This is a genomic window from Paracoccus methylovorus (assembly GCF_016919705.1).
GTDB classification, from domain to species: Bacteria; Pseudomonadota; Alphaproteobacteria; order Rhodobacterales; family Rhodobacteraceae; genus Paracoccus; species Paracoccus methylovorus.
Map to the genome: position 1 here is coordinate 503,762 of NZ_CP070371.1, position 18,529 is coordinate 522,290.

Annotated in this window: 25 protein-coding genes; 20 read left to right on the forward strand and 5 right to left on the reverse strand. The window is 66.1% G+C overall.

The window, feature by feature from the left end; translation table 11 throughout:
- Nucleotides 1–686: 686 nt before the first annotated feature.
- The 3 genes from JWJ88_RS15645 to JWJ88_RS15655 all read left to right on the forward strand — a co-directional run bounded on the left by JWJ88_RS15645 (nucleotide 687) and on the right by JWJ88_RS15655 (nucleotide 2,234).
- Nucleotides 687–1,097, forward strand: coding sequence for a single-stranded DNA-binding protein (locus JWJ88_RS15645; RefSeq protein ID WP_205296633.1), 411 nt, complete (start codon nucleotides 687–689; stop codon nucleotides 1,095–1,097).
- A 523-nt stretch (nucleotides 1,098–1,620) separates the two neighbouring features.
- On the forward strand, nucleotides 1,621–1,920 hold the full coding sequence (locus tag JWJ88_RS15650; RefSeq protein ID WP_240200345.1) for a hypothetical protein: 300 nt from the start codon (nucleotides 1,621–1,623) through the stop codon (nucleotides 1,918–1,920).
- Nucleotides 1,921–2,021: 101 nt separating this feature from the next.
- Nucleotides 2,022–2,234, forward strand: a complete 213-nt coding sequence (locus JWJ88_RS15655; RefSeq protein WP_205296634.1) for a hypothetical protein — start codon at nucleotides 2,022–2,024, stop codon at nucleotides 2,232–2,234.
- Between the two features lie 20 nt (nucleotides 2,235–2,254).
- Here the strand turns inward: JWJ88_RS15655 and JWJ88_RS15660 are convergent, their stop codons facing one another.
- The 4 genes from JWJ88_RS15660 to JWJ88_RS15675 all read right to left on the reverse strand — a co-directional run bounded on the left by JWJ88_RS15660 (nucleotide 2,255) and on the right by JWJ88_RS15675 (nucleotide 3,876).
- Nucleotides 2,255–2,782, reverse strand: coding sequence for a DUF2285 domain-containing protein (locus tag JWJ88_RS15660; RefSeq protein WP_407673946.1), 528 nt, complete (start codon nucleotides 2,780–2,782; stop codon nucleotides 2,255–2,257).
- Between the two features lie 16 nt (nucleotides 2,783–2,798).
- The gene (locus JWJ88_RS15665; RefSeq protein WP_205296635.1) at nucleotides 2,799–3,065 is read right to left on the reverse strand and encodes a transcriptional regulator domain-containing protein; all 267 of its coding nucleotides are present in this window, start codon (nucleotides 3,063–3,065) and stop codon (nucleotides 2,799–2,801) included.
- Nucleotides 3,066–3,211: 146 nt separating this feature from the next.
- A complete protein-coding gene (locus JWJ88_RS15670; protein ID WP_205296636.1) occupies nucleotides 3,212–3,475 on the reverse strand; it encodes a DNA -binding domain-containing protein in 264 nt (87 codons plus the stop codon).
- 185 nt (nucleotides 3,476–3,660) lie between these two features.
- The gene (locus tag JWJ88_RS15675) at nucleotides 3,661–3,876 is read right to left on the reverse strand and encodes a helix-turn-helix domain-containing protein (protein ID WP_205296637.1); all 216 of its coding nucleotides are present in this window, start codon (nucleotides 3,874–3,876) and stop codon (nucleotides 3,661–3,663) included.
- A 212-nt stretch (nucleotides 3,877–4,088) separates the two neighbouring features.
- Here JWJ88_RS15675 and JWJ88_RS15680 point away from each other — a divergent pair, with 212 nt between their 5' ends.
- From JWJ88_RS15680 to JWJ88_RS15715, 8 genes are all read left to right on the forward strand, one after another.
- Complete coding sequence (locus JWJ88_RS15680; protein ID WP_205296638.1) at nucleotides 4,089–4,358, forward strand: helix-turn-helix transcriptional regulator; 270 nt, start codon at nucleotides 4,089–4,091, stop codon at nucleotides 4,356–4,358.
- The gene (locus JWJ88_RS15685; RefSeq protein ID WP_240200347.1) at nucleotides 4,355–5,224 is read left to right on the forward strand and encodes a replication initiator protein A; all 870 of its coding nucleotides are present in this window, start codon (nucleotides 4,355–4,357) and stop codon (nucleotides 5,222–5,224) included. The genes JWJ88_RS15680 and JWJ88_RS15685 overlap by 4 nt, the downstream gene beginning before the upstream one ends.
- 255 nt (nucleotides 5,225–5,479) lie before the next feature.
- The gene (locus tag JWJ88_RS15690; protein WP_205296639.1) at nucleotides 5,480–5,980 is read left to right on the forward strand and encodes a DUF2840 domain-containing protein; all 501 of its coding nucleotides are present in this window, start codon (nucleotides 5,480–5,482) and stop codon (nucleotides 5,978–5,980) included.
- Nucleotides 5,977–7,404, forward strand: a complete 1,428-nt coding sequence (locus JWJ88_RS15695) for a DNA cytosine methyltransferase (protein WP_205296640.1) — start codon at nucleotides 5,977–5,979, stop codon at nucleotides 7,402–7,404. Before JWJ88_RS15690 ends, JWJ88_RS15695 begins: the two co-directional genes overlap by 4 nt.
- On the forward strand, nucleotides 7,401–8,003 hold the full coding sequence (locus JWJ88_RS15700; RefSeq protein WP_205296641.1) for a S26 family signal peptidase: 603 nt from the start codon (nucleotides 7,401–7,403) through the stop codon (nucleotides 8,001–8,003). Before JWJ88_RS15695 ends, JWJ88_RS15700 begins: the two co-directional genes overlap by 4 nt.
- Nucleotides 8,003–8,338: a DUF736 domain-containing protein gene (locus JWJ88_RS15705; RefSeq protein WP_205296642.1), complete on the forward strand. Its 336-nt coding sequence runs from the start codon at nucleotides 8,003–8,005 to the stop codon at nucleotides 8,336–8,338. Before JWJ88_RS15700 ends, JWJ88_RS15705 begins: the two co-directional genes overlap by 1 nt.
- A gap of 3 nt (nucleotides 8,339–8,341) precedes the next feature.
- On the forward strand, nucleotides 8,342–9,160 hold the full coding sequence (locus JWJ88_RS15710) for a lytic transglycosylase domain-containing protein (protein ID WP_205296643.1): 819 nt from the start codon (nucleotides 8,342–8,344) through the stop codon (nucleotides 9,158–9,160).
- Nucleotides 9,161–9,207: 47 nt separating this feature from the next.
- A complete protein-coding gene (locus JWJ88_RS15715; RefSeq protein WP_205296644.1) occupies nucleotides 9,208–9,789 on the forward strand; it encodes a hypothetical protein in 582 nt (193 codons plus the stop codon).
- Nucleotides 9,790–9,905: 116 nt separating this feature from the next.
- On the opposite strand, the gene JWJ88_RS15720 is transcribed toward JWJ88_RS15715, so the two are convergent.
- On the reverse strand, nucleotides 9,906–10,154 hold the full coding sequence (locus tag JWJ88_RS15720; RefSeq protein WP_240200348.1) for an iron chaperone: 249 nt from the start codon (nucleotides 10,152–10,154) through the stop codon (nucleotides 9,906–9,908).
- 526 nt (nucleotides 10,155–10,680) lie between these two features.
- Here JWJ88_RS15720 and JWJ88_RS15725 point away from each other — a divergent pair.
- From JWJ88_RS15725 to JWJ88_RS15765, 9 genes are all read left to right on the forward strand, one after another.
- The gene (locus tag JWJ88_RS15725) at nucleotides 10,681–12,420 is read left to right on the forward strand and encodes a relaxase/mobilization nuclease domain-containing protein (protein ID WP_205296646.1); all 1,740 of its coding nucleotides are present in this window, start codon (nucleotides 10,681–10,683) and stop codon (nucleotides 12,418–12,420) included.
- A gap of 108 nt (nucleotides 12,421–12,528) precedes the next feature.
- Nucleotides 12,529–12,780, forward strand: coding sequence for a type II toxin-antitoxin system Phd/YefM family antitoxin (locus tag JWJ88_RS15730; protein WP_205296647.1), 252 nt, complete (start codon nucleotides 12,529–12,531; stop codon nucleotides 12,778–12,780).
- Between the two features lie 3 nt (nucleotides 12,781–12,783).
- A complete protein-coding gene (locus JWJ88_RS15735; RefSeq protein WP_205296648.1) occupies nucleotides 12,784–13,221 on the forward strand; it encodes a PIN domain-containing protein in 438 nt (145 codons plus the stop codon).
- 173 nt (nucleotides 13,222–13,394) lie between these two features.
- Entirely contained in the window at nucleotides 13,395–15,419 is a 2,025-nt protein-coding gene (locus tag JWJ88_RS15740) for a conjugal transfer protein TraG (protein WP_205296875.1), read from the forward strand.
- Between the two features lie 3 nt (nucleotides 15,420–15,422).
- Entirely contained in the window at nucleotides 15,423–15,842 is a 420-nt protein-coding gene (locus JWJ88_RS15745) for a CopG family transcriptional regulator (RefSeq protein ID WP_205296649.1), read from the forward strand.
- Nucleotides 15,843–16,135: 293 nt separating this feature from the next.
- Nucleotides 16,136–17,023: a LysR family transcriptional regulator gene (locus JWJ88_RS15750; protein WP_205296650.1), complete on the forward strand. Its 888-nt coding sequence runs from the start codon at nucleotides 16,136–16,138 to the stop codon at nucleotides 17,021–17,023.
- A gap of 236 nt (nucleotides 17,024–17,259) precedes the next feature.
- Nucleotides 17,260–17,913 (forward strand): ATPase, T2SS/T4P/T4SS family, encoded by a 654-nt coding sequence (locus JWJ88_RS15755; RefSeq protein WP_456095326.1) that lies wholly within the window; start codon nucleotides 17,260–17,262, stop codon nucleotides 17,911–17,913.
- The gene (locus JWJ88_RS15760; protein WP_205296652.1) at nucleotides 17,910–18,242 is read left to right on the forward strand and encodes a TrbC/VirB2 family protein; all 333 of its coding nucleotides are present in this window, start codon (nucleotides 17,910–17,912) and stop codon (nucleotides 18,240–18,242) included. Before JWJ88_RS15755 ends, JWJ88_RS15760 begins: the two co-directional genes overlap by 4 nt.
- A complete protein-coding gene (locus JWJ88_RS15765; protein ID WP_205296653.1) occupies nucleotides 18,242–18,523 on the forward strand; it encodes a VirB3 family type IV secretion system protein in 282 nt (93 codons plus the stop codon). Before JWJ88_RS15760 ends, JWJ88_RS15765 begins: the two co-directional genes overlap by 1 nt.
- The last annotated feature ends 6 nt before the right edge of the window (nucleotides 18,524–18,529 follow it).

Below are 18,529 nucleotides of genomic sequence, written 5' to 3' on the forward strand. Positions count from 1 at the left end.
CCGGGCCTCGGGATTCCCGAATAGGCGGAAATATCATCGTCCACGAACCATCCCTAGTCCTCGTCGTCGGTCCCAGCCCGCCGCACCCGGCTGCGGAAATCTCCCTCATCGCCGCCAACCGCGCAGCCATATCGGTCCTGGCCTTCCGCATCCTGCCATGTCGTTTAGTCGATGCCCGCCGCAATGCCACCAGCGTCCTGCTGGTCTGGCAGTATTGCTGAACGATCCGGCCCAGAGCCGAGGCAACGGCAGCCATGCCATCCCGCGCCCCTGGCCCGACAGCCCGATCCTTCCCGCCCCGAACGCCCCGGCCTTCCGGCGGCGGACGCAAGGCTGACCAGCAAGGGGACGCGAACCGGCTCCGCCGCGGGTGGTGCCGGTTCCGGGAGCTTTCCCGACAGGACGGCACCGGCGAGAACGCCGCCGTTCTGCGATCTGTCCCCGTCATGCCGTCTGCACGAACCAATCCCTCCGCCTGTTCGATCCCCTAACTCCGTGCGGTTTCCACCAACAACCCCCAAGGCTCTGGACCGTGTTGCCGCGCAAGGCGCGGCTGCCCGCCCCACTCCGAAGCCTAGCGGGCGAGCTGCCGCCCGAAGGGGGCGCCAGTTGCAGGTGCCTCCCGACGGACTTTGCCGGGTCTCGTCGGAGGGAATGGTCCCTCCTTCGAGCAACGGAGACCTACAATGCAGAACATCGTCATCCTCGCCGGCACCATCCGCCAGGCCCCCGAAACCCGCACCACCCGCAGCGGCACCGACATCACCCGCTTCAAGCTGGTCACCGCGCGCCCGCGCTATTCGGAAGGCCGGGTCGTCCGCGACGAGAAGGGCTATCGGGTCGAGGACGCGGAATGGCACCGCGTCGTCGCCTACAACGGCCTGGGCCGGACCATCCAGCAATATTGCGAATCCGGCACGAAGGTCCTGGTGCGCGGCCGCATCCACTACACGAAATGGCAGGATGCGGAAGGCCAGGACCGCTACGGCTGCGAGATCGTCGCCGAGACGGTGGATTTCCTGAGCCGGGCGCCGCAATCCGAGACCGACGACGAGGACGAGGGCCGGTTCATCGACGAAGACGACATCCCCTCCTGAGCGGGAGGTCCGAGGCCCGGCGGTTCCAGCCGCCGGGTTTTCCAATGTTCGCGGCGGATCGCGCCTTTGCCACGCCGGCAAGTGAAGGCTCCCCGTCCGGATCGACCGGCCGGGAAGCTTCTGGCGGCGCATGCTGCCTTACCCCGACCCCATCCTTCTCCGGTGAAGAAGAAACAGGGGCTTGGGAAAAAAGGGGCTGGGGAGCGAGGCTGCTCCACATCGCCACCGATAGGCCTTGCGTGACCGTCGGCGCGCGGTCGGGAACGGCGCATTTTGTTTCAGAGAACGAGGGTGAAACCGGTGCCCATCGGCGAACGGCGTGGACATCCTTGGGCGTTTCGACAGTTGCGACTAACATGCGGCGGGAAACTCCGATCCCGGCGCAAGCTGACAGGAAATGGCAAGATCTGCGGCTGCGAAAAAGAGCCCATAGCTCGCTAACAGGCTGAAAGTAATGGATAAAATTCCACAATCGACTTGCCTTAGGCCGTTGTTTTTGCTAGACTATTCTTAAGGTGCCAGGGTGGTCGCCACCCGCCGGCGCGATGCTCCCCGCAATGCGGGGCCGGGGTGGTGGAAGGGGCCGGACGGATCGGTCCCCGAGGCCGGAAAGACGCCGATGCATACCGCGACATTCGAGATCAACATCCCCGGCAACCCGCTGGCTGGTTGCATCAACCTCGAGGACATCGAGATGGGCATGGACGCCGATACCGGGGTCAAGGCCCGCGCCAGCCGCGACAGCATGACCCTGACGGTCATCGTCCGCGCAACCGATGCCGCCGACGCCACCAACTGGCTGCAGAAGGCGGGCCTGATCTGACCTCACTGGCGGAAGCGCACAGCCCTTCAGGCGGAAACGCCCGGAGGGTCGCGGCAGCAGAAGCGCCCGGATCAGACCGGGGCGCAGATCGGAGAGCAACCATGAACAACCCGACCACCGTGACCGAACTGATGGCCGAAGCCGCCAACGCCCTGATCCGCCGCGATCCGCACCGGCTCGAGGAATTGGAGCGGATCAGCAGAGGATGGATGCAGACCCACGACGAGGAACTGGCCCAGATCCTCCTCCTGCAGGCGATGGCCGAAGCCGCCGATCTCCTTCTCGACACCCCGAGCGAGATCGAAAGCGTCTGACGCTGCCAGCGAATATTGGTTCAGCGCCGCCGGTGCGAGTGTTCCCGCAGCAAGGTCAGGTATTCCCCACCGACCATGGCCCGCGCCTCGGCGAGGATGCGGGCCAGCTGCCGTCGCTCGGAGGCCGATTTCCACTCGGCGGCACTTAGTCCGCTGAAATCCGACCGGAACAGGACGCCGGCGATGTCGCGCCGCGAGGCGCCGGATGCCGCCCCGTCCCAGGCGCGCAGCATCAGGATGGCCCGGTGCCGTTCGGAGGACGACAGTGCCTGCAGGGAGGGGATCGGCCGGACCGGCCCGCCGGTCAGCAGCCGATGGAACCGCCGGATGCTGTTCAGGCGGATCATCAGATCCTCGTCGAGCGGGACGACGATCGCCAGCCGGATCCGGGTCCTGCCTTGCGGAAACCAGAGCCGATGATCGCCGCCCGCATCGGTGACAATGCCGTGCAGCCCGTCGCTTGTCCGCAGGACCGGCGCCAACGGCAGATCGGCTGGATCCAGCAGCGGCGGACGATCATAGCCTTCCGGTGCCGCAGTCAGGATCAGGGTGGCGGGAAGCGCATCAGGACGCCAGAGCGGCCGGGCGTCCGATGCCGGAAGGGCCGGATTGACCGGGAAACATCAGCCCCCAGCGGCGGGCCATCCGGGCGATCTCCTCTCTTGCACTGTCGCCGGCGGTTCCGTTCGGCCCGATATGCTGGCGTATCCTGGAATATTCCGCCCGATAGCGGCGGTTGCGGCGCAGGAACTGGAAGGTCATCCGGGCACGGTCGAGCGTCCGGAACCGGTCGTCATAGCCCGGAGACCTCCAATCGGTGGTAGACGGCATGGCTCTGCTCCCCATCGGAATGAAAGGCGGGTCGGAAGCCGGGAGTATGCGGACAGCCAGCGGTTGCGCGAAGATCGCGCCCGGGAATGTAAAGCAGGCCGCAACCGACCTAAAAGAACAGACAAATACCGCTGCCGTTCCCCGCGCTAACGCATGTGCGGTTTCAGAAGCTGACGGTAGCCGGCCTCGGTCATCCAGCGCGCGCGGGCCAGATGGCTGTCATGGATGCGTTTCGCCCTGCCGGGATCGGCGTCCACATCGAGGCCGAAGACGATCCGGGCCACCTCGCGCCAGTCCGCTCCCTCCTCCTCTGCGTCAAGCAGTCGCAGATAGGTGGTCAGATGGGCCTCGTCGTAGCCGGTCAGCCGTTCCGACTGCGGCGGGATCTCCTCGAAGGCGTCAGCCGCCATGGCGTTCTCCTCTAACCGATCCGTGTCCAGGATGGTGTATGCGACTTTCCCTTTCTATGGGAAAGAACGATACCGAGTATCAGGCATTTCCGAATATACACTTTCCGGAATGGGTATGACGGCGCGTTAGCGATCGGCGTAATCCTGCGAACTCTCTGGAAAACGGGCGAACAGCCGCCGATAGCTCACGTCCTGTCGCGGCGCAGCAGTTCCACCGGATCGACCTCCAGCACCGCGGCGAGCTTTTCCAGCATGTCGACGGTCGCGGCGTTCTCCTCGCGCTCCAGCATGCCGACATAGTTCCGGTTGATGTCCGCACGATCGGCAAGCTCCTCCTGCGACAGGGATTTCTCCTGTCTCAGCCGGCGCAGATTCCTGGCAACTCGCTCCCGTAAGCTCATGCCGGAGGAGTCGCCGGGCACCTAATCCGGCGCCACCCAGTATAATGGGTATTCGTGAACCGGCAAAGCTTTTCGTCGACCCGGCTCCGGCCTCCAACGAAAGGGGGTGACAAAAATCGGACCGTCATTCTGTCACTCCGGCCCGGTGCTGCTTTTGCGCCATCGTCGTCGCAATCCCGCCTCTCCGGCGGATCCTGCGACGGAGACCGACGATGCAGAACGAACCCGATTCCGACTGGCCGCGCTTCGTGCGCACCGAAGAAGCCGCCCGGCTTCTCGACCTGTCGCCGCGTACGCTGGAAAAGCACCGTTGCGGCGGCACCGGCCCGGTCTACCGCAAGCTCGGCGGTCGTGTCGTCTACACGATTGCCGACCTGCGCGCCTGGATCGAGGGCGCTGCGCGCCAGTCCACCTCGGAAATGGCGAAGATCGCCCGCAAGCCCGACCGGCCGCTGACCGAGGCGAGGAGGGCGGGGCGGTGAGTTCTCCCATTTCCGCACGCCGCATCTGCGAGGGCCGGCAGATGGAACTGTTCCGGCCGGTCGCCCGCGATATCGCCGCGCGCGATTCCCGCGACCTGATGTCCTGGCCGTTCTTCTCGCTGGCCAAGTCCCGCCGCGTGGTGCCGATCGATTTCCACATGGGTTCGATCTCCATCTGCGTCGAGGCGACGCCGGAGCACGGCATGGCGACGATCTGGGATGCGGACATCCTGATCTGGGCCGCCAGCCAGATCATCGAGGCCCGCAACCACGGTTTGCGGACCTCCCGCCTGATGGCCGCGACGCCCTACGAGATCCTGACCTTCATCCGGCGCGATGATTCCGCCCGCAGCTATCTGCGGCTGAAGGCGGCACTCGATCGGTTGCAGTCGACGACGGTCGCCACCTCGATCCGCCAACCGGCGGAACGGCGGCGGCATCGGTTTTCCTGGATCAACGAATGGAAGGAACTGCTCGACGAGCGGCGCCGGCCACTCGGGATCGAACTGATCCTGCCCGACTGGTTCTACGCCGGGGTGATGGACGATGCGCTGGTCCTGACCATCGACCGGGCCTATTTCGACCTGAAGGGCGGGCTTGAGCGCTGGCTCTACCGGCTGGTGCGCCGCCACGGTGGCCGGCAGCCCGGCGGCTGGAGTTTCGATCTCCGGCACCTGCACCTGAAATCCGGCAGCCTCTCGCCCTTCAAGCGCTTCGCCTTCGAGATCCGGGCCATCGTCCAAAGACAGCCGCTGCCCGGTTATCGCCTGTCTCTCGGTATCGGTTACGACGGGCTGCCGCGGCTGTGTTTCCAACCCGCCCCCGCCAATCCCTTCGCCGCCGCGCCTCGCGCTGCGCGTCGGTGAACGGCCAACCTGTGAACAAGCTGTGGACAGAGCCGTGCTATCAGGAACCATCCGACCCGTGCTATCCGGAACCCGACACCCGTGCTATCGGGAACCGTGGCGTGATGTAACCGCACTGAATCCAAACAGGAATTCAGCCCCTCCTAACTTACCTAACTTAAGGAATTCTAACCTTGTAGGCGCGCGGCAGGCGGTGGAAAACACCGATTTGTCTCTTAATTCGTGGACTGGCAGTGCCATGAATGGGGGTGACGAATGAGTGTTCGTCACCCTGAGCAGCCGAGGCCAGATCCTGGCTCGACCACCTTTGTCGACCTGATCTGGCAGGAGAAGCAGGTCGAGTACTGGCTGCGTTTCGGACGGTTCTGCCACGACCACCGGCTCAACCGCCAGCGCCGGACCGTGGGCTTTGCCCCCGGAAATGTCTTCGCCGTCGTGCGCTGGGCGGGCAACGATTACGGCACCGTGGTGTCGCGCCTCGACATCCTGCGCGCCGTCGCGCCGGGCGAGGCCTTCCAGACCCTGCCCTTCGTCAAGCCAGGGGCGGAGATCCTGCTGCGGGTCAGCGGCTGGCCGAAGGTCGAGCGCATGCTGCAGGCGGTGGATGCCGTCGAGGTGCTGGGCATCGACGCTCACGCGGTCTCGCCGGAGCATTGGCGGCACGTCCACAACCGCATCACGGCGGGAGAGCCGTTCCGGACCTACACCAGGGCCCAGCATGCCGCTTGGCTGAAGCGCCGGAGGGTGGGCGGATGACCGCGCATCGCACCCACCTTTCCCCGCCGTTGCGCGTCCTCGACCTGTTCAGCGGTGCCGCGGGCGGCTGGACCCTGGGCCTGCACCGGGCGGGCTTCGTCACCATCGCCGCCTGCGAGATCGTGGAATGGCGGCGCATCCTCTATTCGGAGAACTTCCCGCATGTTAGACTCTACGCCGATATCCGCACCCTCACGGCAGCTCGACTTGTTTCCGACCTCGGCTGCCTGCCGGACATCCTCGTCGGATCGCCGCCCTGCCAGGACATCAGCAGCGCCAACACGAAGGGCAAGGGGATCGAGGGCGAGAGATCGGGCCTCTATCTCGAGGCCGTCCGCCTGGTCGGAGACTGCCGCCCTCGCTGGTTCGCTTTTGAGAACAGCAGCAATCTCCGAACTCGCGGCGCCGACCGGCTGCTCGATGAACTGGAAGCGCTCGGCTACGCCTGCTGGCCGTGCGTGGTGGGTGCTGCGGATATCGGCGCCAACCATGTCCGCAAGCGGTCGTGGCTCATCGGCTGCGATCCGCAGCAGCTTGCCCACACCCGTGTCGCAATCCCAGCAAGGTGGCATGCGGATGAAGGGTGGATCGGGCGCACGCCGGGCGATGAAAGCGTCGGGGCTTTACGACCTGTTCCGCAACCGTCCCTTGCCGACGCCGATGGCCTCGGACGGGATGAGGGACGGGGCCGGCGGCGGCGCGGGATCGACATATCCGTTGCGGATGATCCTCGCCACGCCGCGCAAGACGGACGCCGACCGGGGCGGCCGGGGCGATCTGCTGAGCCAGTTGCAGGGCCACAACAGCCGCCATGCCGGGATGGTGCCGACGCCGGTAAGGCTGAGCAGCGGCCGCAGGTTGACTGCTCAGGAGATCGAGACGGGAAGGCTGGCGACCGGTGTGAAGGCGCAGATCGACACGCCGAATCTGTTGCGCCATGCGGCGGAGACCCTGCCCACCCCGACGAAACGCGACAGCCGCATGGACGGCTGGAGCCCGGCTTACGACCGGCGGAAATCCCCGACGATGGACGCGGTGATGGACGGGGCGATGACGGACCGGGCACCGGGCAAATGGGCCGGGGCGCGGGTGTTGGCGGCGATGCTCAGGAGCCATGGCCTGACTGGAACGGCGGCATTGCCCATCACTTACGCGTGGATGATGGGATTTCCGCCTGGCTGGCTCGCATGCGCATTGCGCTCGGCAGTCGTAAAGGGACGTCTGCAGCGAGTCTGATCGTCGAGGCCTTCGGCGATGCGGTGGTGCCGCAGATCCCCGAGGCCATCGGCCGCGCCATCCTGCGCAGCGAGGCCGCGCTGAACGCGGTCCTCGGGGACGCTTCGGTGGGCGCCGCTGTTGCAGACGACAATGCTACTGGTGGTGCACCCACCGAAGATCCTGCGGATCGCGGAGGCGCGTCATGACCCGCAGAACCCGCATCACCTATCTCGCCGCAACTGCCGCCGCCGTGCTGGTGATCGGTCCTGTTTCCGTCACCGAGATCGCGCCTCGGCTGATCTGGAACGCCAGCGCCAGCCTGCCCATCGGGTTCTACCGCCTTGAGCCGCCGACCACGCTCGCCGTAGGCGACTTGGTCGCGGTCACGCCGCCCGATCCGCTCGCCCAATTCGTCACCGCCCGCGGCTATGTCGGCTCCGGCGTGCCGCTGCTGAAGCGCGTCGCAGCACTTCCCGGCACGCGGGTCTGCCGCAGCGGCACCACGATCACCGTGGCCGGCCAGGCCATCGGCGAGGCGCGCGAGCGCGACAGCCTCGGCCGGCCGTTGCCGGTCTGGCAGGGCTGTCGGCTGATCGCCGAGGACGAGATCTTTCTCATGAACCGGGAGATCGAAGACAGTCTCGACGGCCGCTATTTCGGCCCGCTCCCGCTCGCCAGTGTCACTGCCCGCATCATTCCGCTCTGGACCGATGTGGTGGGCGACGGCCGCTTCCGCCGGCCCGCCGCCGGTACGGAATCGACCCCTGATTCCACCCCCAACCATCAACCGAAGGGACCAAACTGATGCCACAGATCGGCGAATTCACCCGCACGCAATCGGGCTACGAGGGCCGCATCCGCACCGTCACGCTCGATCTCAACCTGGTCTTCGTGCCGACCCACAATGCCGATGTCGAGAACGCCCCGGACTACCGGATCCATCTCGACAGCGAGGACGGTCCGGAGATCGGTGCCGGTTGGACCCATAGCGGCGAGAAGGCCGGAACCTATATCTCGGTCGCCCTCGACGATCCCGTCCTCGCACAACCGATCCGCGCCCGGCTGTTCCAGTCCGACGAGCAAGGCCGGAACTGGAGCCTGCACTGGTCGCGCCCCAGAAAGCGCGACGAGCGGGACTGAGCCATGCCAGCTTTCAACAATAAACGTGCCGATGGGCGGGCTGGCGCAGCCCGCCGCTTCGCCCCCCTTCTTCTTTCCGGCCTGATCCTCGCCGCCGTCCCGGCTGCCGGCCTGCTGGCGCAGCCCGTACCGTCGGTCGCGCACGAGAGCTCCGACCCCTTCGCGGCCTATGTCGCGGAAGCCTCGCTGCGCTTCGGCATTCCGGCGAACTGGATTCGCGCCGTGCGCCATGTCGAAAGCCGCAGCAATCCGCAGGCCGTCTCGCCGAAAGGTGCGATGGGGCTGATGCAGGTGATGCCGGAGACATGGGCGGCGCTGCGCGCCCGCCATGCTCTCGGCGACGATCCGTTCGATCCCCGAGACAACATTCTTGCGGGCGCCGCCTATCTGCGCGAGATGCACGACCGCTACGGCACCGTTGCCGGCATGCTGGCCGCCTACAACGCCGGGCCGGGGCGCTACGACGAGCATCTGGTCTCAGGCCGGGCCCTGCCGGCCGAGACCCGTGCCTATGTTGCCGCGCTGGCGCCGATGCTCGGCGCCGACCCGCTCCCCGGCGCCGGTTTCGCCGCCGCACTGCCGAGAGACTGGCGCGAGGCACCGCTGTTCATCGGCAGCATGACCAGTGGTTCGGATGCAGAACCAATGCAGCCCGGCGGTCTGTTCGTGCGCCGGTCCGATGCAGAACCTGCGCTGTCAGATGGCACATTGGCTGCCGATCCGGAACCGCCTGCCGAGCCGTCTGACACCGATTCAGACGACCGCGCTCCGCAATCCGGAGGCCTGTTCATTAGCCGGTCGGACGCAGGATCAGCGCAATGAAAAAATTTTCCATTTGCCCCGCAGCGCGCGCAGTCGGAGGCCACGCCATGAAGATCGCCTACGCGGATCCACCCTATATCGGCTGCGCGCATCTCTACCGCGACCGTCCCGATTACGCCGGCGAGGTCGATCACGCGGCGCTGATCGCGCGGCTCGAACACGACTACGACGGCTGGATCCTGCACGCCGCCGCGACGCCGCGCTCCTTCGCCGTGCTCGCCCCGCTGGTCGAGCCGACCCGCGCACGCTGGATGGCCTGGGTGAAGGGTTTCGCCGCCTTCAAGCGCAACGTGCCGGTCGCCTGGGCCTGGGAGCCGGTCATCGTCAAAGCCGCCCGCAAACCCGTGGTCAGCAAGCGGCTGGTGCTGCGCGACTGGATCCAGGAGAGCATTACTCTGCGCCGCGGCCTGACCGGGGCCAAGCCGGAAGCCGTCTGCCATTGGTGCTTCGAAATGGTCGCCGCGCGGCCCGAAGATACGCTCGACGACCTGTTTCCCGGCACCGGCGCCGTCACCGCGGCGTGGCGCACATGGCAGCGGAAATTCACCCTGCCGGACGATCCGCTGCCTGCTCTGCCGCCATCGGACAGCGCTCGTCGGGGACGATCCCGTCTGAGGAATCCGTCATGACCGCATCCGTCCTTTTCCTGCACGCCGACAGCCGCGATGTCGTCCTGTGTGGCGATGAATGGCGAGGCGCCGCAGAGTCGACGGCGATGGTGGGAAGCGAAGCCGAGCGATCCTGTTCAGTTTCCGCACATCGGTCCGCCGCGGGCACGGATGTCCCGCAGCATTGCCCGCAGCAGGGCGAAGTCGATCTGATCGGCATTGCGATAGCGCACGCAGCCTTTGCCGCAGTCGATGCCCGCAAGCCGTTCGCGGAACCGCTCGACTGTCGTGGGGCCGGCGTAAAAGGCGATGTGGCGCTTCTGGGCGTTGAAGCTGACGGTATTGTCCCGGCCGGACGGGCCATAGCCGGGCATGCCCCATTGCATTCGCTCCTCCCAATCGGCAGTTCCTGGCGACAGGTCGTCCGCAATTGCTCGAAGATCGGCCGTTCGGCAGCCGCGAGACCGTCGAGCCAATCGTCCACGCTCGTTGCCTGCGATTGCACCATGAACGGTCCTTTCCCGCCATCGTTTGCCGCCATTGCCGCCAGACGGTGCCCGGCAGCCGCACCGCCAAGGCTATCATCCACGACCGGCCGGGCGAAGGGCCGAGATGCGGACGCCGGCCGGCGTCCGCCTCACCGACCTCCCGGATCGGGAGTGAGGCGATGATCCTCGTGAGAAATCGCAGGATTTCGAGGGCTGGCGCAGGGCGTGCGGCTGTGGCGGGGAGGGCGAGAATGGAGGTAGGTTGCAGGCAAGATAAAAGCCCGCGATGTGCGGGCCGGGCGGTCGGGGGTGTTTGCCGGGTTTTCGGGGCATTTCCGCACATCGCGGTGCCAAACCGCACCTCGCGCCCCTCCGGATTTTTCAGTTTGTTCATCAAATCCCGCACCTCGCAGGAGATCGGCCCATGAGCAACGAGGAAGATTTCCGCATCCGTCCGGGCCGCATCCGCTCCAGCCGCAGCCAGCGTGCCCGGCCTTTCGTGGCCCAGGCGCTTGCCGCCGCCCAGAAGGCCGGCGGGCGCGTTTCGCGCAGCGGCAGGATCGTGTCGCCGGGCGCCTCGCGTTTTGGTCGGGGCCGAACCGCCGCCGTCCGCGCCAACCGGCTGATCACCCGCCGCACCCGGCTCTGCACCGTCAAGGCCCGGGTGGTCCGCAGGACCGCGCAGGCCGCCGCGCTGCCGCGGCATCTGGGCTATCTCGGCCGCGACGGTGTTACGCGGGGCGGGGAAAAGCCCCGGATGTTCGGCCCGGACACCGACGATGCCGACATCAAGAAATTCGCCGAGCGCAGCGAGGACGACCGCCATCATTTCCGCTTCATCGTATCGCCCGAGGATGCCGCCGACATGGCCGACCTGAAGCGGTTCACCCGGGAGCTGATGGCCCAGGCGGAAAAGGATCTCGACACGGAACTGGACTGGATCGCTGTCGATCACTGGAACACCGACAATCCCCATGTCCATGTCATCCTGCGGGGGCGGGCCGATGACGGCAAGGATCTGGTCATCTCCCGCGACTATATCAGGGAAGGGCTGCGCGACCGGGCGCAGGACCTGATCACCCAAGAGCTGGGGCCGCGCCATGACCACGAGATCCGCCGCAGCCTGATGCGGCAGGTCGAGGCGGAGCGCTGGACCGCGCTCGACCGCCAGCTGGTCCGCGACGCCGGCAAGTCCGGCATCATCGACATGGCGCCGGGCATCGACGCTCCGCGCGACGATTACCTGCCGCAGAAGGTCGGTCGGCTGCGGCATCTGGAACGCCTCGGCCTGGCCAATCAGGTCGGGCAGGCGCAATGGGTGATCCGGCCCGAGGCCGAGACGGTGCTGCGCGACCTCGGCGAGCGCGGCGACATTATCAAGCGCATCCACCGGGCGCTGTCGGGGCAGGGGATCGATCGCGGGGTTTCAGACTATGTCTTTGCCAGCGAAAAGGCCGATGGCCCGATCCTCGGCAGGCTGGTCGAGCGCGGCCATGACCACGAGTTGAAGGGCAGCGCCTATGCCGTGGTCGACGACGTGGACGGCCGTACCCATCATATCCGGCTGCCGCATTTCGATGCCGCCGGCGACAGTGCGCCCGGGTCCGTCGTTGAGTTGCGGTCCTACGAGGATGCGAAGGGCGTCCGCCGCACCGCGCTGGCGGTGCGCTCCGATCTGGATATCCGCGCCCAAGTGACCGCGAGCGGTGCGACATGGCTGGACCGGCAGGCGCTCGCCCGCAATCCTACGGCGCTTTCGGATGCCGGCTTCGGGATCGAGGTGCGCCAGGCGATGCAGCGGCGCGCAGAACACCTGATCGAGGAGGGCCTCGCCGAACGGCAGGGCAGCCGCGTGGTCTTCGCGCGCCGGCTGCTTGACCGGCTGCGTGATCATGAGGTCGGCGCTCTGGCCGAAAAGCTCGCCGCCGAGACCGGCAAGTCCTACGACCGCGCGGCCGGTGGCGACACTGTCGCCGGCACCTATCGCCGGCGCTTCACCCTGGCCTCGGGGCGTTTCGCCATGATCGATGATGGGTTGGGCTTCAAGCTGGTGCCCTGGACGCCCTCGCTCGAACGGCATCTCGACCGGCATGTTTCCGGCGTCGCCCGTGGCGACGGCGGTGTCGACTGGTCCTTCGGTCGGAAGCGTGGGCTGGGGTTGTGATGGCCGTCAGGGACGGCCAGTTTTCAGGATGCAGAGTAGCGGCCGGGATCTTGACGACCGGAGTGCGCGCACTATATGACTATATGTAGTCACAACCCGGAGGCGGCCATGAAGGAACTCCAGCTCAGGGATGCGAAGGCGACGCTGTCAGCCGTGGTCGATCAGGCCGTGGCCGGCGAGCCGACGGTCATCACCCGGCACGGCCGCAAGGAGGCGGTGCTGCTCTCCTTCGAGGAATGGCAGCGCATCTCCCGGGTGCCGGATTTCGCCGATCTGCTGCTCGCCTTCCCCGGCGAGCCCGAGGACATTCCCGAACGCGCCCGCAAGCCGGCGCGGGCGCTGCGGGATTCGGGTCTCTGAGACTTGTATCTGCTCGACACCAATATTCTCTCGGCTTCAGCGCCGACGCGGCGCGATGCCGGTGCAGAGACACTTGCCGCCTGGATGCGCGCCCATAGCGACCGGCTCTATCTCTCGGCCATCACCATTGCCGAGATCGAGGCCGGCATCGCCCGGGCGGTCAGGCTCGGCGCCAGCAGCAAGGCTCCGGCGCTGCGCCGCTGGCTCGCCGCCATCGAGCATTTCTATGCCAGCCGTATCTTGTCCTTCGGCATCGGGGAGGCTCGCCAAGCCGGGGCGATCCTCGACCGGGCGCGCGCCCATGATCCGGGCTTTGAGGACATCGCCATCGCGGCGACAGCCGCCGCGCATGGCCTGACGGTGCTGACCGCCAACGAGCGGCATTTCGCGCCGCTCGGCGTGCCTTACGCCAATCCGCTGAAGGAATTGCCCGCACCGTAGCTGGGTCTGCGCGGAAATCGGAACCCGTGCCGGCAATTAGGCCGCCGCATCCCGCAAGTATTTTTACGCTGTCCTGCGCCGTCCTACGATCAGCTCTAGGATGGCTGTTGCAACCTGTGTTGGCCGGGTTTTCTCTCCTTGCATCGGATACCAGCAGGGAGATCGAAACCGCCTTGTCCGGCACGAAGATCCTCTGGGGCCAGATCACCGTGGTCTTCCTGATCGTGCTGATCTCGGTCTGGTCCGGCACGCAATGGACGGCCTGGCGGCTCGGATTCCAGCCGCAACTCGGTCCGGCCTGGTTCGAGCTCTGGGGCATCCCGATCTACTACCCGCCGGCGCTGCTCTGGTGGTGGTACTTTTATGACGCCTACGCCCCGCGCATTTTTGTCGAGGGCGGCATCATCGCCGCCTCGGGCGGCTTCCTCGCTATCGGCACCGCCATCCTGATGTCGGTCTGGCGTGCCCGCGAGGCCGAGGACGTCGAGACCTATGGTTCGGCCCGTTGGGCGAGGCGGGCCGAGATCGAGCAGGCAGGGCTGCTCGGTCCCGACGGCGTGGTGCTCGGCAAGCTCGGGGAGGCCTATCTGCGCCACGACGGGCCGGAGCATGTGCTCTGCTTCGCCCCGACCCGCTCCGGCAAGGGCGTCGGGCTGGTGGTGCCGACGCTGCTGACCTGGCCCGGCTCGGCCATCGTCCATGATATCAAGGGCGAAAACTGGCAGCTCACCGCCGGCTTCAGGGCGAAACATGGCCGGGTGCTGCTCTTCGACCCGACCAATGCCCGGTCCGCCGCCTACAACCCGCTGCTGGAGGTGCGGCGCGGCGAATGGGAGGTGCGCGATGTCCAAAACATCGCCGACATCCTGGTCGATCCGGAAGGCTCGCTGGAAAAGCGCAACCATTGGGAAAAGACCAGCCATGCCCTGCTGGTCGGCGTCATCCTGCATGTGCTCTATGCTGAGAAGGACAAAACCCTCGCGCGCGTCGCGGCCTTCCTCTCCGATCCGCGCCGATCGATCGAGGCCACCCTGGCGGCGATGATGAAGACCCCGCATCTGGGCGAGGCCGGGCCGCATCCGGTCATCGCCAGCGCCGCGCGGGAACTGCTGAACAAGTCCGAGAACGAACGCTCCGGCGTGTTGAGCACGGCGATGTCGTTTCTGAGTCTCTATCGCGATCCCGTCGTCGCCCAGGTCACCAGCCGCTGCGACTGGCGCATCGCCGATCTGATCGCGGCGGAAAAACCCTCGACGCTCTATCTGGTGGTACCGCCCTCGGATATCTCGCGCACCAAGCCGCTGATCCGGCTGGTGCTGAACCAGATCGGCCGGCGGCTGACCGAGGATCTGCACGCGCCGGACCGCAGGCACCGGGTGCTGATGCTGCTCGACGAATTCCCGGCCCTGGGTCGGCTGGACTTCTTCGAGAGCGCCCTGGCCTTCATGGCCGGCTACGGCATCAAGTCCTTCCTGATCGCCCAGTCGCTCAACCAGATCGAGAAGGCCTATGGGCCGAACAACTCGATCCTCGACAACTGCCATGTCCGGGTCAGCTTCGCCACCAATGACGAACGCACAGCCAAGCGGGTCTCGGATGCGCTCGGCACCGCCACCGAGATGAAGGCGATGAAGAACTATGCCGGGCACAGGCTGGCGCCCTGGCTCGGCCATATCATGGTCTCGCGCTCCGAGACCGCCCGGCCGCTGCTCACGCCCGGCGAGGTGATGCAGCTGCCGCCGGAGGACGAGATCGTCATGGTGGCGGGCACCCCGCCGATCCGGGCGAGGAAGGCACGCTACTATGTCGATCCGCGATTTCGCGAGCGGGTGCTGGCGCCGCCGGATCAGCGCGAGGTCGTGCCGTCGAAGCGGCCGGAGGATTGCACCGGGTTGAAGCAGCCAAGGCCGGGTGATGTGGGGCAGGCGGCCGATACCGCCTCCGCGCCGAATGCCGCGCTTGCCCAAGTCGACACTAATTCATCTGAGGATTCGGACAATGCCGGGCTGCGCCGCGAGCCGGGGCTGGAACCCTATCAGGATATCGTGCCGCAGCCGGTAACGCTTCCAGAGAACGAGTTCGATCCCGATTTCGAGGCCCCCGAGCAGCAGGCGGTCCGTAACCGGGGGCTGGCCCGCGACATGCGCCGGGTCGCGCGCCAGATATCCATGAACCAGGACGACGGGTTGGAGCTTTGAGTCATGCCTGAACATGCCGACAAGAAGAGACGCCTCTCGGTCTATCTGGACCCCGAACTGATGCTGCTGCTGGCCGATTATGCCGACCGGCGCGGAAAATCCCGCTCGCTCGTCGCCGAGGCGGCCATCGCCTCCTTCCTTACCCCGGATGCCGACGAACGGCAGGAGGCTGCCGTGACCCGCCGGCTCGATCGCATCGACCGCAGCATCCAGCGGCTGGAACGCGACATCGGCATCGCCAACGAGGCTTTTGCGATCTTCATGCGGTCCTGGCTGACCTCGACCCCGTCATTGCCCGAGGTGGCGCAACCTGCCGCGCAGGCGCAGGGCGGGCAGCGTTACGACCGTTTCCTCGAAGCCCTCGGCCGCCGCCTCGCCAGCGGGCCGAAGCTGCGTCAGGAGGTGGCAGAGGATCGCGAGTAGGACGCCAAGGTAGTCGATATATGAACGTCCAGCCGTTGTGACGTCAATTTATCGGCGTGTACGGTGAGAAATCCCAGCCGAGTGCCGCAGGCTCTCGAGGGGAGGGGACAACGGCGATCGGGTTGTAAGTGCCCGGTCATACGGCTTTGTTTCTGGTGCCTTCTGAAAGTGGATCAAAAAAGGACGATGCCCACGCGGCGCGACGATTAGTCCGATTGTAACAGCTGGTGGCCCGCGGTTACCAAAGGCGGAACGATAACCAAGTTTGACCGACAACAGAGGGCAGCATCCTTATGGATCTTCGCCATCTTCGCTATGTCGTAGCAACAGCGCGGAATAGTAGTTTCAGCGCTGCAGCTCTGGAACTGGAAGTTCAGCAGCCGATCGTGAGCCGGCGGATCCGCGAACTCGAGGAAGAACTCGGCGTCGCACTCTTCGACCGCTCCACCGCCGGGGCCAAGCTGACCCCCGTCGGTGAGAACTTCGTGGTCATGGCCGGGCGCATCCTGGACGATCTCCAGCGCTTGACCGATCGCACCCGGGCTGCAGTGGAGGGTCGGCGGGGGAGTGTTGCACTCGGCTTTTATAAGTCTCTCTCCTCCGGAAGCCTGCGCTTCATCATGCGCTCTTTCCGTGAAAATCACCCCGATATCGGCCTTGACCTGCTAGAGGCACCCTTCGTCGAACTGATGGCCGCTATTCATTCTGGCAAGCTGGATGTGGCAATCATCCTTGGCGATCCAAATCGGTGCCCGGTACTGCACAGCATGTCGGTGAGTACCGAACAGCTGATGCTCGCCCTGCCGTTAGATCATCCGCTGGCCGAGAAACCCTTCGTCTACTGGTCCGACCTCAAAGAGGAACGCTTCCTGATCTCGCATCGAGATCCCGGCCCCGACATCCGCAATATCCTGATTGCCAAACTCGCAGCGCCATCGGACGACCCCGAGATAGTCAGTCTGCATGTCAGCCTCGAGAACATTTTAAGTCTCGTTGGTGCTGGCCAGGGGGTCAGCCTGCAATGCGAATGCGCGAGCGGTTTGACGGGTCTGGGTGCCGTGTTCCGGCCGGTACATGACGCCAATGGCGCAGCCCGGATCGGCTATATCGCCTGTTGGCATCCCCAGAACGACAATCCAGCGCTGAAAACCTTTCTGGAAGCATTGAAATCGGGAACGTGAGTCGTTTGGGGAGACGGCTTTCCATCATATGTCAGGCAGCCGTGCCGCAGGTTTCCTGTATTTTTTTGCCCCCCTACGCTCCTCTTCGATTTTGAGAAGACAACTGTTGCGCCGCTCTGTCTTGAGGCTCTTTTAGTCGACCCCATCTGGGGCCTCTTTCTCGCCGCCCCGGTGGAACGGGGGACGGGATGGCAGGTTCAGACCACATCGAGGCAAGGATGAAGCGCGGCGCCCGCATGCTCCGCACCGCGCTTGGGCCTGCCATCGCCCGGTTTCTGGAAGATTGCGCCGTTGTCGAGGTGATGCTGAACCCGGACGGCCGGATCTGGGTGGACCGGCTGCGCGACGGGCTGGCGGACACCGGCCAAGTTCTGTCCGCATCCGACGGCGAGCGGATCATCCGGCTGGTCGCGCATCATGTTGGCGTTGAGGTCCATGGCCGCAGCCCGCGCGTTTCGGCCGAACTGCCGGAGACCGGGGAACGTTTCGAGGGCCTTCTGCCGCCGGTAGTCGCAGCCCCGGCCTTCGCCATCCGCAAGCGCCCCGACCGCATCCCGATCGGCGAGGTGCGCGGCGCCGAGGCGCTCGATCTTCTGAAGGCCTGGGGCACCGGCCATCCCGGCGGGATCGGCACCATCCATGCCGGATCCAGCATCGGCGCCCTGCGCCGGCTCGAACAGCTGATCCAGGAGGCCGTGATCACCGTGCCGCGGGCGCTGATCGCGGAGACCGTGGATCTGGTCGCGGTGCTGTCCGGACGCGGCAGCAATCGCTGCCTCACCGAACTGGTCCGGGTCGACGGGCTCGGCCCGGACGGTGACTACCGCATCGCCTCCGTCATTCCCGACATCGACCCACACACCGCAGAAAATACTGGAGAAACGCCATGATTGGTTCTGCCCCAAAGATTCGCCGCCGTATCGCGGCAATCGCCAACTTCGCCTATATCAGCCTCGTGCTGGCGCCCGCCGCCCATGCCGCCGGCTCATCGATGCCCTGGGAGGCGCCGCTGCAATCAATCCTCGACTCGGTTGAGGGGCCGGTGGCGAAGATCGTGGCGGTGATCATCATCATCGTCACCGGCCTGACGCTGGCTTTCGGCGATACCGGCGGAGGCTTCCGGCGGCTGATCCAGATCGTCTTCGGCATCTCCATCGCCTTCGCGGCATCCAGCTTCTTCCTGAGCTTCTTCAGCTTCGGCGGCGGGGCCTTGGTCTGATGACGCAAGGCTTCGAGCAGCTTTCCGAGGTACCCGGCTTCAGCGTCCGGGTGCATCGCGCCCTGACCGAGCCGATCCTGCTCGGCGGCGCGCCGAGGAGCATCGCCATCCTGAACGGCACGCTGGCCGGCGCGGTCGGGCTCGGGCTGCAGCTCTGGCTCGCCGGCCTGCTGATCTGGGCCGTCGGCCATCTCGCGGCCGTCTGGGCCGCGAAGCGCGATTCGCTCTTCGTCGAGGTTGGTCGCCGCCATCTGCGCATCCCCGGCCATCTCGCCGTCTGACGGAGC